The sequence below is a fragment of the Specibacter sp. BI4 genome (genome assembly GCF_056680095.1).
The window spans coordinates 2599064-2613462 of sequence record NZ_CM155265.1; the positions used below are offsets into that span (position 1 = coordinate 2599064).

The 14399-nt window shown below is 64.2% G+C and carries 10 protein-coding genes; all 10 read left to right on the forward strand.

All coding sequences use genetic code 11. From position 1 onward, the window contains the following. The gene (gene carA / locus AC1L6K_RS11960; RefSeq protein WP_480949095.1) at window positions 1-1197 is read left to right on the forward strand and encodes a glutamine-hydrolyzing carbamoyl-phosphate synthase small subunit; all 1197 of its coding nucleotides are present in this window, start codon (window positions 1-3) and stop codon (window positions 1195-1197) included. After that, complete coding sequence (carB, locus tag AC1L6K_RS11965; RefSeq protein ID WP_480949096.1) at window positions 1197-4505, forward strand: carbamoyl-phosphate synthase large subunit; 3309 nt, start codon at window positions 1197-1199, stop codon at window positions 4503-4505. Before carA ends, carB begins: the two co-directional genes overlap by 1 nt. Next, window positions 4498-5373, forward strand: a complete 876-nt coding sequence (gene pyrF / locus AC1L6K_RS11970; protein WP_480949097.1) for an orotidine-5'-phosphate decarboxylase — start codon at window positions 4498-4500, stop codon at window positions 5371-5373. Before carB ends, pyrF begins: the two co-directional genes overlap by 8 nt. Window positions 5374-5486: 113 nt before the next feature. Beyond that, entirely contained in the window at window positions 5487-5807 is a 321-nt protein-coding gene (mihF, locus tag AC1L6K_RS11975) for an integration host factor, actinobacterial type (protein ID WP_480949098.1), read from the forward strand. Beyond that, window positions 5804-6418 carry a guanylate kinase gene (gene gmk, locus AC1L6K_RS11980; RefSeq protein WP_480949099.1) on the forward strand — a complete coding sequence of 205 codons (615 nt, stop codon included), beginning with the start codon at window positions 5804-5806 and terminating at the stop codon, window positions 6416-6418. The genes mihF and gmk overlap by 4 nt, the downstream gene beginning before the upstream one ends. Before the next feature lie 66 nt (window positions 6419-6484). Beyond that, the gene (gene rpoZ / locus AC1L6K_RS11985) at window positions 6485-6742 is read left to right on the forward strand and encodes a DNA-directed RNA polymerase subunit omega (RefSeq protein ID WP_480949100.1); all 258 of its coding nucleotides are present in this window, start codon (window positions 6485-6487) and stop codon (window positions 6740-6742) included. A 17-nt stretch (window positions 6743-6759) separates the two neighbouring features. Beyond that, window positions 6760-8289: a bifunctional phosphopantothenoylcysteine decarboxylase/phosphopantothenate synthase gene (locus AC1L6K_RS11990; RefSeq protein ID WP_480949101.1), complete on the forward strand. Its 1530-nt coding sequence runs from the start codon at window positions 6760-6762 to the stop codon at window positions 8287-8289. A gap of 85 nt (window positions 8290-8374) precedes the next feature. After that, the gene (metK, locus tag AC1L6K_RS11995; protein ID WP_480949102.1) at window positions 8375-9577 is read left to right on the forward strand and encodes a methionine adenosyltransferase; all 1203 of its coding nucleotides are present in this window, start codon (window positions 8375-8377) and stop codon (window positions 9575-9577) included. A gap of 183 nt (window positions 9578-9760) precedes the next feature. After that, on the forward strand, window positions 9761-11911 hold the full coding sequence (locus tag AC1L6K_RS12000) for a primosomal protein N' (protein ID WP_480949103.1): 2151 nt from the start codon (window positions 9761-9763) through the stop codon (window positions 11909-11911). Between the two features lie 78 nt (window positions 11912-11989). After that, on the forward strand, window positions 11990-14380 hold the full coding sequence (locus AC1L6K_RS12005; RefSeq protein ID WP_480949104.1) for an HNH endonuclease signature motif containing protein: 2391 nt from the start codon (window positions 11990-11992) through the stop codon (window positions 14378-14380). Window positions 14381-14399 lie beyond the last annotated feature (19 nt).

The window sequence follows — 14399 nt, forward strand, 5'->3', positions numbered from 1 at the left end:
ATGAGTGATGCAACCATGCCTGCACAGGCACTTTTGATCTTGGAAGATGGCCGCACTTTCCGTGGCACCAGCTACGGGGCACAGGGCTCGGCCCTGGGCGAGGCAGTCTTCACCACCGGCATGACCGGCTACCAGGAAACCCTCACGGACCCCTCCTACGCCCGGCAGCTGATCGTCCAGACGGCACCCCACATTGGCAACACCGGTGTAAACAAGGCCGACAACGAATCAACCCGGATCTGGGCAGCGGGCTACGTCGTCCGCGACGCCGCCCGCCGCCCCTCCAACTGGCGCAGCGAAGGAACGCTCGACGACGAGCTCACCAACCAGGGCATCGTCGGCATCCAGGGCGTTGACACCCGCGCCATCACCCGCCACCTGCGCGAACGCGGTGCCATGAAGGCCGGGATCTTCTCCGGCGCCGAGGCAGCCCGGCCCGAAGCAGAGCTGCTGGCCGAGGTCCTGGGCCAGCCCGCCATGGCCGGCCTGCGCCTTGCCGAAGAGGTCAGCGTGAAGGAGGCATACGTCGTCGAACCTTCCGCGCACGGCTGGGAGGGTGAGCCGTTGTTCACCATCGCCGCCCTGGACCTGGGCATCAAGGCCATGACCCCTGCCCGTTTCGCCGAGCGCGGCGTGCGCGTGCATGTCCTGCCCGCAGCCACAACCTTCGAGGAAGCACAGCTGCTGAACCCCGATGGCGTGTTCATCTCCAACGGCCCCGGCGACCCGGCCACAGCCGACCGCCAGGTCAGCTTCGTGCGCAGCTTCCTCGACGCCGGCGTGCCCTACTTCGGCATCTGCTTTGGCAACCAGATCCTGGGCCGCGCCCTGGGCTACGGCACCTACAAGCTGCGCTACGGCCACCGCGGCATCAACCAGCCCGTCATGGACCGCAGCACCGGCAAGGTTGAAATCACCAGCCAGAACCACGGCTTCGCCGTTGACGCGCCGCTGGACGGGCCCACCCAGGCACCCGAGGAGCGCTTCGGCCGGGTTGAGGTTAGCCACATCAGCCTCAACGACCAGGTCGTTGAAGGCCTGTCCTGCCTGGACATCCCCGCCTTCTCGGTGCAGTACCACCCCGAAGCCGCGGCCGGCCCGCACGACGCCGCCTACCTGTTCGACAGGTTCATCAGCCTCATGACCGAATTCAAGTCCGCCCAGGGCGAGACCACACAGAGCCAGGAAAACAAGTAATGCCAAAGAGGGAAGATCTCAAATCAGTTCTGGTCATTGGCTCCGGCCCGATCGTGATCGGCCAGGCCGCCGAGTTTGATTACTCTGGCACCCAGGCACTGCGGGTCTTGAAGGAGGAGGGCCTGCGGGTCATCCTCGTCAACTCGAACCCGGCAACCATCATGACCGACCCCGAGTTCGCCGACGCCACCTACGTTGAGCCGATCACCCCCGAGGTCATCGAGAAGATCATCGCCAAGGAGCGACCCGACGCCATCCTGCCCACACTGGGTGGCCAGACCGCGTTGAACGCCGCGATCGCCCTGGACAAGAACGGTGTCCTGGCCAAGTACAACGTTGAGCTGATCGGCGCCAACATCGCCGCGATCGAACTTGGCGAGGACCGCGAAAAGTTCAAGGGCGTCGTCGAGCGTTGCGGTGCTGAGAGCGCCCGCAGCCACATCATCCACACCATGGACGAGGCGTTCGCCGCCGCCGAAGACCTGGGCTACCCCATGGTTGTGCGCCCCTCCTTCACCATGGGCGGGCTAGGCTCCGGCCTGGCCTACACGCCGTCGGACCTCACCCGCATTGTGGGCCAGGGCCTGCAGTACAGCCCCACCACCGAGGTCCTGCTCGAAGAGAGCATCCTCGGCTGGAAGGAATACGAGCTGGAGATGATGCGCGACAAGAACGACAACGTCGTTGTGGTCTGCTCCATCGAAAACTTTGACCCGGTGGGCGTCCATACGGGCGATTCCATCACAGTGGCTCCGGCCATGACGCTGACAGACCGCGAATACCAGAACCTGCGCGACATCTCCATCGCCGTCATCCGCGAGGTTGGCGTCGACACCGGTGGCTGCAACATCCAGTTCGCGATCGAGCCCGACACGGGCCGCGTCGTCGTCATTGAGATGAACCCGCGCGTGTCCCGCTCCTCCGCACTGGCCTCCAAGGCAACCGGCTTCGCCATCGCCAAGATCGCCACGAAGCTGTCCCTGGGCTACACCCTGGATGAAATCCCCAACGACATCACCCAGAAGACGCCGGCCTCCTTCGAGCCGGCCCTGGACTACGTCGTCGTCAAGGTCCCACGCTTCGCCTTCGAGAAGTTCCCGGCAGCGGACCCCACGCTCACCACCACCATGAAGAGCGTCGGCGAGGCCATGGCCATCGGCCGCAACTTCACCGAGGCCCTGCAGAAGGCCCTGCGTTCCTTGGAGCAGAAGGGTGCAAGCCTTGACTTCTCCTCGGTCAACGCCCTGGACGTGCCCGATCTGATCGAGGCAGCCAAGCGCCCCACCACCGATCGCCTCGCCCAGGTCCAGCGCGCACTTCTCGGCGGCGGAACCATTGAGGAACTGTACGAGGCAACGGGCATCGACCCCTGGTACCTTGACCAGCTGGTGCTTCTCAACGAGGTTTCGGCAACCATCCGCAACTCCACCGCCCTGACGCCGGAAATGCTGAAGCTGGCCAAGCGCCACGGCTTCTCCGACGCCCAGATCGGTGCGCTGACGAACAACTCCGAGGCCGTGGTGCGCGGCGTCCGCCAGGCGCTGAACATCCGCCCCGTGTACAAGACAGTGGACACGTGTGCCGCCGAATTCAACGCGTACACCCCGTACCACTACTCCTCCTACGATGAGGAGGACGAGATCGCGCTGCACGAGAAGCCCTCCGTCCTCATCCTGGGCTCGGGTCCGAACCGCATCGGCCAGGGCATTGAGTTTGACTACTCCTGCGTCCACGCCTCCATGGCGCTGCGCAAGGCCGGCTACGAGACAGTCATGGTCAACTGCAACCCGGAAACCGTCTCCACCGACTACGACGTCTCCACGCGCCTGTACTTCGAGCCGCTGACCCTTGAGGACGTCCTTGAGGTCATCGCAGCCGAGGAGCGCACCGGCGGCGTCCTGGGCGTGTTTGTTCAGCTCGGCGGCCAGACCCCGCTGAAGCTGGCGCAGGAACTGGCCGACGCCGGTGTGCCCATCCTGGGCACGTCCCCGGAAGCCATCGACCTGGCCGAGCACCGCGGCATGTTCTCCCGCGTGCTGGACAACGCAGGCTTGATCGCGCCGAAGAACGGCACCGCCGTGTCCTTCAGCGACGCCAAGAAGATCGCCGATGAGATCGGTTACCCCGTGCTGGTCCGTCCGTCCTATGTTCTGGGCGGCCGCGGCATGGAGATCGTCTACGACGAGGCCAACCTTTCGCGCTACATCAAGAACGCCACGGAAATCACCGAGGCCCACCCGGTCCTGATCGACAGGTTCCTGGAAGACGCCATCGAGATTGATGTTGACGCGCTCTTCGACGGCACCGACATGTACCTCGGCGGCATCATGGAGCACATCGAGGAGGCCGGCATCCACTCCGGCGACTCCGCCTGCGTGCTGCCTCCCATCACCTTGGGCAAGGACGTGCAGGAGCGGGTCCGCCAGGCCACCCGCGCGATTGCCGAGGGCGTTGGCGTCCGCGGCTTGATCAACATCCAGTTCGCCCTGGCCGCCGACATCCTGTACGTGCTGGAGGCCAACCCGCGTGCCTCCCGCACCGTCCCGTTCGTCTCCAAGGCAACGGGCGTGCAGATGGCCAAGGCCGCCGCGCTGATCGGTGTTGGCGTGTCCATCGCCCACCTGCGCAGCGTCCACCACATCCTGCCCGAGGTGGGCGACGGCGGAAACCTGCCCGACAGCGCCCCTGTGGCCGTGAAGGAAGCGGTCATGCCGTTCGCACGCTTCCGCACAGTGGAGGGCCACGTTGTGGACTCCCTGCTGGGCCCGGAAATGCGCTCCACCGGTGAGGTCATGGGCATCGACAAGCACTTTGACACTGCCTTCGCCAAGAGCCAGGCAGCCGCCAACGGGGCCCTGCCAGTCTCCGGCAGGATCTTCGTCTCCGTCGCCAACCGTGACAAGCGTTCCATCATCATGGCCGTCAAGCGCCTGGTCGACCTTGGCTATGAGATTGTCTCCACCGGCGGCACTGCGGATGTGCTGCGCCGCAACGGCATTGCGTCTACCCTTGTTCGCAAGATCGGTGAGGGAGTCTCCGAAACCGGTGAGGGCACCATTGTTGATTTGATCAACAACGGCGAGATCGACATGATCTTCAACACCCCGTCGGGTGGCGAGGCGCGCGGCGACGGCTACGAAATCCGTGCCGCTGCCGTCTCCATCGGCAAGCCCTGCATCACCACGGTTGCCGAGTTCAACGTTGCCGTTCAGGCCATGGAGGCACTGCGCTCCTACGAGTGGGATGTCACGAGCCTGCAGGAACATGCAGTGGTTCTGGCGGCAGGACTGGCAGCCCAGAATGCCTAGCCAGGACGCCGCCCGGGCCGGGGGAGCGAACGACGGCGGCCGCGCACCTTTTGGTGCCCGGCTCGCCGCGGCAATGACGGCCCGCGGGCCCCTGTGTGTGGGCATCGACCCGCACCCGGGGCTGCTGGCCGCCTGGGGGCTGGCGGACAACGTCCAGGGCCTGCGCAGCTTCTCACGGACAGTGCTGGAGGCTGTGGCACCGCTGGCCGCGGCACTCAAGCCGCAGGTGGCCCTCTATGAGCGACATGGTTCGGCCGGTCTTGCTGTCCTGGAGGAGCTCCTCGGTGCAGCAGCCGAGGCGGAGGTGCTCACCATTGCCGACGCCAAGCGTGGGGACATTGGCTCCACCATGGCCGGATACGCCGACGCGTGGCTGCGCGACAGCTCGGCCCTGGCCGCCGATTCGGTGACGCTGAGCCCGTACCTTGGCTTTGAGTCGCTGCGCCCGGCGCTGGAGATGGCCGCAGCGAACGGCCGCGGCGTGTTCGTGCTGGCCCTGACCTCCAACCCGGAGGGTGCCTCGGTGCAGCACGTGGGCGGTGCCCAGTCCGTGGCCAGGCGCATTGTGCAGGCCGCGGCGCTGGAAAACCAGCGCTATGCGGGGGAGGCGCTGGGCTCTGTGGGTCTTGTCGTCGGCGCCACCGTCGGCAATGCGCTGACCGAACTTGGCATTGACCTGGCAGCCGTCCATGGTCCGCTGCTGGCTCCCGGACTGGGGGCCCAAGGCGCCACGGGGGCGGATATGCGCGCCACTTTTGGTGCCGCCTATCCGGCTGTGCTGGCAACGTCCAGCCGCGGCATCCTGGCCGCAGGCCCGGACGTTGCGGCGCTGCGGGCGGCCACGGTGGAGACGCTGCAGGGTTTGTAACAGATTTTCAGCCGTTTGGACAGATTGATTTGCCTTCCCGGTGGGGATAGGTTCGATGGATCACTGCGTTCGGACCCCGCACCGGGGAGAGCCATCACCAGGGGAGCTTTTTCGTGAATTTGCCGCAGTTGTCCCACCAGGAACGCGCAGAGGCACGCATCAAGGCCCTGGCTGCCCGGGCCGTCAGGTCCCAGGTCAAGCAGGATTTAAAAACAGGGCAGAAAAGTGTGGCGGCCGTCCTTGAGTCGGCAGCTTGCGAACCAGCCCTGGCCAGACTTAAAGTGTGTGAATTACTCGAAGCCCTACCGGGCATTGGAAAGGTACGTGCAACTGTGATCATGAGCGAGCTGGGGATTGCCCCAACCCGCAGGGTGCGTGGTCTAGGCGTGCACCAGCGCCGGGCCCTCTTGGAGCACCTGGGGGAAAAGCCATGAGCGAGGTTCATGTGCCGGGTGAAAACACCACCCGCACCAAGGCCCGCTGCGGCGTGACAGTCCTGGCGGGGCCAACTGCCGTGGGCAAGGGCACCGTGTCGACGTTCATCCGGGACAACTACCCTGATGTGTGGCTGTCGGTTTCGGCCACGACCCGGCAGGCCCGTCCGGCTGAAGAAGAAGGCACCCACTATTTCTTCAAGACGGCACAGGAATTTGACCAGCTGGCGGCCAATGGCGACCTGCTCGAGTGGGCGGTGGTGCACGGCGTCAACCGCTACGGCACCTTGCGCAGCACCGTCGAGGCGGCAGTGGCCGACGGCAAGTCGGTGCTGCTCGAGATTGATTTGCAGGGCGCCCGGCAGGTGAAGGAGGCCATGCCGGAGGCCGATTTTGTGTTCCTCTCCCCGCCAAACTGGGAAGAATTGGTCCGCCGTTTGGTGGGACGCGGCACAGAAAGTGCCGAGGAACAGCACCGCCGCCTGGAAACGGCTAAACTGGAACTTGCTGCCGCGCCGGAATTTGATTACATCATCGTCAATGACGATGTCAGCCGTGCTGCAGCCGCGCTTGTTGAACTGATGGGGCTCACCCCCCACCACCTTGTTTGATCAGACAGTTTGGTTTCACAATTGTTGGATCTGCAGGACACCCTTTCGATTTTTTTGGAGAAGTAATTGACTACACAACCCGAAGGCATCATCAATCCCCCGATCGATTCACTGCTTGAAGCAGCCGACTCGAAGTACGGACTGGTCATCTTTGGTGCCAAGCGCGCACGCCAGATCAACGCCTACTACGCACAGCTCCACGAGGGCCTGTTCGAGTACGTTGGTCCCCTGGTCGACACCAGGCTGAACGAGAAGTCCCTCTCGATTGCATTCCGTGAAATCGACGAGGGCCTGCTGGTTTCCGCGCCGATTGAAACCGCTTAATCGGTTTATCACACACGGTGTCTGAGCTAAACATTGTTCTGGGGGTGGGCGGCGGCATCGCCGCCTACAAGTCGGCCCTGCTGCTGCGCCTCTTTACCGAGGCGGGCCACCGCGTCACTGTCATCCCCACTGACGCGTCCACGAAGTTTGTGGGCGTGGCCACGTGGGAGGCATTGAGCGGGCGCCCGGCCACGAACGATGTTTTTGACGCCGTGGACCAGGTCAACCACGTCCGGATCGGCCACGAAGCCGACCTGATAGTCGTGGCCCCGGCAACCGCCGACCTTTTGGCGAAGGCTGCCGGCGGCCACGCCAATGACCTTTTGACCACCACATTGTTGATGGCGCGCGGGCCGGTGCTTTTTGCGCCGGCCATGCACACCGAGATGTGGCGGCACGCCTCGACAGTGGCCAATGTGGCCACCCTGCGCTCCCGTGGCGTGCACGTTCTGGATCCTGCTGTCGGCCGGCTGACCGGACCCGATACAGGTCCCGGCCGGCTGCCCGAGCCGGAGGCCATTTTCGCCGCGGCCATGGCTTTGGCCGCCGGTTCAGTTTCGGCTGATCCCGTGAAGCACGACGCCGGGACCCCGGCCGCCGCTGTCAACGCGCCGTCCGCCGAGCCCGCCCCGGGCAGGACCGACTCAGCAGCCACGGACCAAGTCTCAGCCACCACTGGTACAGCCCCGGCAACCGCAGTTCCGGGAGCCGCAGGCCCAGCCGTTGGCTCCCTGGTCACGGATTCGGGAACCACGTATCCGGTAAGGACAGTTCCGACATCCTTAGATCCCGCCGCTGACGCCCCGGCCGCAGCCACAAATCCCGCCATTGGCTCCCCGGCCGCTGGCGGGGGACCGTTGGCCGGATTGCAGGTGCTCATCACCGCCGGGGGAACCCGCGAACAGCTTGACCCCGTCAGGTACCTGGGCAACAAATCATCCGGCAAGCAGGGCGTGGCGCTTGCAGAGGCGGCGCTGGCTGCCGGGGCGATTGTCACCTTGATCCATGCCCCGATGGATGTGCCGGCCCCGGCCGGTGTGAAGATTCAGCGGATTGAAACGGCGCTTGAACTTCGCGCGGCAACACTGGCTGCTGCGGCAACCGCGGATGTGGTCATCATGGCTGCAGCCGTGGCCGACTTCCGCCCCGCCAACATTTCAACGGGCAAGATCAAGAAACGCGACAACGCCGACGACCCTGTCATCACACTTGTCCGCAACCCCGACATCCTCGTCGAGGTGGTCGCCCACAGGGCGGCACAAAACCAAAAGCAGCTCATTGTTGGTTTTGCGGCCGAGACGGGTGACGACCAGGGCGACGCCCAGACGTACGCACAGCAAAAACTCGTCCGCAAGGGCTGCGACCTGCTGGTTGTCAACGAAGTCGGGCCGGGCGACTCCGGTTCCGAGCGTGTCTTTGGCCAGGACAGCAACCAGGTGGAGATTCTCGCCTTGGACGGTGCCAGCCCCGTGCAGGCCGGTGGCAGCAAGCGCGACGTGGCTGACGCCGTCGTACATCTCATAGGGCAGCGTCTCGGCACAGGGTAAACCCCAAGCCGCACCAACGCAGCCTGTATGACCACGCATGTCCGGCGCCCCTGATGTGCAGGACTAACCCTAGTAAAGTAGAACAGTGACTTCACCAAACCCCCTGCGCTTATTTACCTCCGAATCCGTGACGGCAGGCCACCCCGACAAGATCTGCGACCAGATCAGCGACGCCATCCTTGACGCGCTGCTGGCCGAAGACCCGGATTCGCGCGTCGCCGTGGAGACCATGGCCACGACCGGCCTGGTCCACGTTGCCGGCGAGGTGACAACCAACGCCTACGTTGAGATCCCGCAGATCGTGCGCAACACCATCCTCGACATCGGCTACGACTCCTCCGCCAACGGTTTTGACGGCGCCCGTTGCGGCGTGTCGGTCTCGATCGGGCAGCAGTCGCAGGACATTTCCGACGGTGTGTTCAACGCCCTTGAGGTCCGTGAGGGCACGGCCGTCGACAAGTACGACTCCCAGGGCGCTGGGGACCAGGGCTTGATGTTTGGCTACGCCAGCAACGAGACCGCCTCTTACATGCCCACCCCCATCTTCCTGGCGCACAGGCTTTCCGAGCGGCTCTCGCATGTGCGCCGGTCCGGCGAGTTGGCCTACCTGCGCCCCGACGGCAAAACGCAGGTGACCATCGGATACGACGGCGAAAAGCCTGTTTCGGTGGACACTGTGGTCATCTCCAGCCAGCACGCCGAGGGCACCTCCCTTGACCGGCTGCGGGCTGACCTGCAGGAGTTTGTGATCGCCCCCGTCATGGAGGCCTCGGGCCTGGATGTGTCCAAGATCCAGACGTATCTGAACCCGGCGGGACCGTTCGTTGTTGGCGGCCCCGTGGGCGATGCCGGGCTGACCGGTCGCAAGATCATCGTTGACACGTACGGCGGCATGGCCCGCCACGGCGGCGGCGCCTTCTCCGGCAAGGACCCGTCAAAGGTTGACCGTTCGGCGGCGTACGCCATGCGTTGGGTTGCCAAAAACGTGGTTGCGGCGGGCCTTGCCGCACGTGCCGAGATCCAGGTTGGCTACGCCATTGGCGTAGCGCGGCCCGTGGGTGTTTATGTTGAGACGTTCGGGACCGAAACCGTCGACCCGCGCCGCATTGAGGATGCCATCGCCGCCATCTTCGACCTGCGTCCGCTGGCCATCATCGACAGCCTCGACCTGAAACGCCCGATCTACGCCAAGACGGCCGCGCATGGCCACTTTGGCCGCGACGATCCTGACTTCACCTGGGAAAACATCGACCGGGTGGATGCCTTGAAGGCGTACTTCAACGCCTGAGTGCGCTGTTCATCCCGCTAGTTATCCACAGCTAAGCACAGCCCGCCGACACTTTTGTCAGTGGGCTGTGCTTAGCTGGTTTCAAGACGAATAATGCGGGCCACGGTGTTTGCATTGCTGTTGCGTGTTTGCCGTACTGAACCTGCCGTAGCGAACTTGCGGTACTGAACTGAGGAGGACGCCATGGATGAAGCTGCCAACCATGACGATCCCAACAACGACGATCTTAACCACGGTGTGCAATTAAGCCTCCTGAGCGGATTTGTCGCCAAGGAGCGTGTGGCAGACCCGCACAGCGGGGTTGTGCTGGCGCCGCAGCTGCCCGTTGCCCAGGTGGTCATCGATTCGCCGCTGCCGCACCTGGACAGGATCTTCGACTATTCGGTGCCCCTGGAGCTCGACGACGATGCCCAGCCGGGCGTGCGGGTGCGGGTGAAATTCTCCGGCCAGGACCTTAACGGCTATTTGGTGGCGCGAACGGCTTCGTCCGAAAGCGATCGGCTGGTTCCGCTGAACCGGGTTTATTCAGCCGTGCCCGTGCTGGCACCGCAGGTCCTTGAACTGGCCCACAAAGTGGCTGCGAGGTATTGCGGCACCGTGGCGGACGTTTTGCGGGTGGCTGTCCCGCCGAGGGTTGCCAGCCTCGAGAAGGTGTACCTGAAGAAGGCGGAGGCTCTTGCCGCCGATGGAACCGCTGAAATCCCACCGGCTGCCAAGCCCGGCCATTCCCTGTTTGCAGACTTTCCCCATGCTGAGGATTTCCTCACACAGTTGGCCATGGGCGCCAGCCCCAAGGCCGTGCTGGGCGCGTTGCATGGCTGGGGTGCCCAGTCGTGGCAACACCAGTTGGCCCAGGTTGCTGCCTACTGCCAACTGTCGGGTCGCGGAACCATTGTGGTCGTGCCCGATCTGCGCGACCTTGAATTGCTGGAGCAGGCATTTGCGGCAGTGCTCCCCGAAGGCAGCTTCGTCAAACTCACGGCGGACGACGGTCCCAGCCTGCGTTATGCCAACTTCCTGCGCGTCCTCTCCGGCGATGTGCGAATTGTGATTGGAACCCGCTCAGCCGCCTATGCCCCCGTGGCCGACCTGGGCCTGGTGTGCTGCTGGGACGACGGCGATGAACTCCACGTGGAGCGCCGGGCTCCATACCAGCACAGTCGCGACGTGCTGCTGCTCAGGTCCGAGGTCGAGGGTGCGGCCGTGCTGATGGCCGGGCACAGCCGCAGCAGCGAATCCCAGCGCCTGGTGGCCACGGGTTGGGCCCAGGAGATTGTCGCGGGTCGTCCCGAGGTGCGCAAGGCCACCGCAAGGGTTATTAGCACTTCCGATTCCTATGAGCAGGAACGCGACCCTGCCGCCGCACTGGCCCGACTGCCCCACAGGGCGTGGGAAACTGCCAAGGCTGCCTTGAAGTTTGGGCCCGTGCTGGTGCAGGTCGCCCGGACGGGTTATGCCCCCGCGCTTGCCTGTCAGCGCTGCCGTGAGGTTGCCAGGTGCAGGCACTGCACGGGGCCACTGATGCAAACGCGGTCCCCGGGGTCGTCGTCGAGCATGGTCACCTGCAAATGGTGCGGGCAGGCGGAGACAGCATTCAGTTGCAGCACCTGCGGGAACCATCAATTGCGAGCAATTTCCGTTGGTGCATTGCGCACGGCCGAGGAGTTGGGGCGCGCCTTTCCGTCGGTACCTGTGATCTCCTCTTCCGGTGAGCACATCAAAACGACAGTGCCTGACAGGCCTGCCATTGTGGTGGCGACCATTGGAGCTGAACCAGTCGCTCATCATGGCTACGCTGCCGCCCTGCTCCTTGACGGGGACTCCATGCTGCGCCGTGAGTCGCTGCGGGCGGGCGAGGAAACGTTGCGGCGCTGGATGAACGCTGCGGCGCTTGTACGGTCCGCGAAGGACGGTGGCATTGTTGTCGTAACGGCGGAGGAATCCGTTGAGGTTTCCGCGCTCGTGCGCTGGGACCCCGCGGGCCACGCCGAGCGTGAATTTGCTCTCCGACACGAACTTGGGTTGCCGCCGGCCATGCGCCTTGCCTCACTAACAGGGCGCGAAGCTGACGTTGAGGCCTTCCAGACCGCATTGAAGCTTCCTGATTCTGTGCGCAGCATTGGACCGGCCCCAGTTGTCTTCGGCCGGTCCGGTGCGGCAGGAGCACCCGGCAGCCCCGGCGAGGATGCTCCCGATTACCGGACAATCCTGCTGTTCCCTTACTCCATGGCTGCGAATGTCACGGCCAAGATGAGGGCATTGAAGGCCGCGAACGCGGCCAGGCGGGTGGGTTCCCCCGTTCAAGTGCGCTGTGACGGCCTCGACGTTCTCTAGGGCTGTTGCCTCAAAAGATTTAGAAGATTCTTTCGGGGTTCTATTGCGTGGTGGTAACGGTGGCTGTATTCTTGGGGTATGAGTATTCCGGTGATTGTCCCCGGGGACCGGGGTGGTGAGGCCACACAGGATGTGGTTTCACTTCTTGCCGCGGTTGGTGCTCTTCCTTTTATTGAACCCTTTGGGGCTGACAATCCTGTTTTGGCGGGGTTGCCGTTGTTGGCGGGGTTTCCGGTGCCTGATCCGGAGCCGGTGTCCCAGCACGGTGTTGCGTGTGGTGTGCATGATGGTGCTGTTGCGGCGTTGGCGGTCGTGAAGCTGTTGGAGGATGCGACGGCGGCGTGCAAGGCGTCGTTGTTGGGGCAGTTGATGGGGGCTGTGGGGGTTGAGCGCGTTGCTGTGGATTTGGATCCGTGGCAGGCGAAGCTGGCTGAGTCCAGTGCCGTGGTTGAGGCGGCCCAGTCGTTGGGTATTGCTGAACGGACGGCGGTGGCGTTGACGCATCATGCGTTGGAGGTGTTGGCGCATCCGGGGACGTTTGCGGCGTTGGGGGCGGGGGTGTTGTCCTGGCGTCATGCGTGCACGATTGTTCAAGAGATCGCCACGTTGGAGGACACCGGCACTGTCACGGCTGCTGATGTGGGGGTGTTTGAGGGGCGGTTGTTGGTGTTGGCGCCGGGGACCACTGCTGTCAGGTTTGCGGGGAAGGCGCGGCGGGAGCGGGAGAAGATGTTCCCTGAGTCGATGGAGACGCGCACGAAGGAGGCGTTCAAGAATCGGCGGTTGAGCAATGATCCGGGCCGGGATGGGATGTCGTGGGTGACGTTGCATATTCCGACGTTGGCGGCGAACGCGATCATGGTTCATTGCCATCGGCTCGCGGAGGCGATCAAGAATGATGCCACGGCACGCCAGCGTGCTGCTGACGCGGTGGGTGCGGGGGAGGATTGCCGTGAGTACCGGACGCGTGAGCAGATCCGTGCTGATGTTGCCGCGATTCTGCTCATGGGCCAGGAACTCCCGGCCAACAGCTACACCAACCCCACCACCACCAACCCAAACACCACCAGCCCGCACAGCCGAGGCACCAACCCCACCGGCAGCGGCGGCCATGGTGGCGGCAGCCGCAGCAGCAACAGCGCCGGAGGCAGTGGTCAAGGCACCAGCAATGGGGGCTATGACAGCCAGGGTGCCGGCAGCGGCAGCGGCAGCGGCAGCGGTTGTGGCGGTTGTGGCGGTGTTGGTGGTTGTGGCGGTGGGGTGGGTTTTGGTGGGGATGGTGGTGGTGTTGTTTTTGGGGAGAAGTCGGCGTTTGGGGTGAGTTTGGTTGAGGCGCCGGGGTGGGAGTGCGAAGAGGCGAATCCGCCCCGCACCCCGGGCCCCACCCCGGGTCCTGGCATCATTACCGAGGACGTCGTCGCCGACGGCTCCGGGACCGCCAGCACCTGGAATCCGGTGATTGGTTCCGGGGCGGGGACAGCTCTGCCTGACGAGGGTCAACCTCTCAGGGGCACCGTCGTGCCTGGCGGGGCGGGGCCGGAACCTCCTCTCAGTGGCACCAGCATGCCGAAAGGCCAGGATAACCCGGGGCTGGGGCTGGGGCCGGGGTTGGTGGATGTGGCGGGGGATGTGCCGGTGTCGGGGTCGTTGGTTGGTGATGGTTCTGGTTATGTGGGCGGGTTGGTTGACGGGATTGTCGAGGACCGTCAGCAGGAGTACCTGGATCAGTTGGAGGCTATGCGTCAGGGGAAGGTGATGGTGGATCCGCCGTTGCCGAGGGCGCAGATTTTGCTCAAGGTCCCGTTTTTGGGGTTGGTGGGTGTCACTGATGAACCGGCTGAGTTGGTCGGTGAGGGGGCTGGGCCGGTGCCGTTGGGGATTGCCAGGAAGCTCATGGCGGGTGCGAAGACGTTCTTGCGGGTGTTGACTGATCCGGTGACGGGTGAGGCGTTGCCGTTGAGTCCGGAGCGGTACACGCTGCGGGATGCGGAGAAAGCGGTGTTGCAGGCCCTGGCCGGGGGCTGTTATTTCCAGAATTGCATGAATCCGGTGGTGCTCACGGAGATGGATCATCTGAGGTCGTGGGAGCACGGGGGCAAGTCCACGCTCGAGAACGTTCGCCCGGCCTGTGCTCTTCATCATCGCTTGCGGCATTTTAAGGATGATAAGGATCGTCATGGCATGTATCGGCGGTATCGGGATTCGTATCGGCATCAGATTCGTTTGCGGGGCTGGACACCGCAGCTCACTGCTGATGGCAGGGTGGGGTGGATTACCCCGGGTGGGAAGTATCGGGCGCCCTTGTATGAAACACCTCAATGCACGCAGTACCCGAAGTGGTTGAAGCGACGCCTCGCCAAGGCCCTCAACCCACCACGCAACACAGCCGCCAACACAGCCGCCAGCAACGCAGGCAGCAGCGGCATGGACAGCAACCCCGGGACAGGCCCAACAACCCCCAGGCCATGAACAACACCCGGAGCAAGAA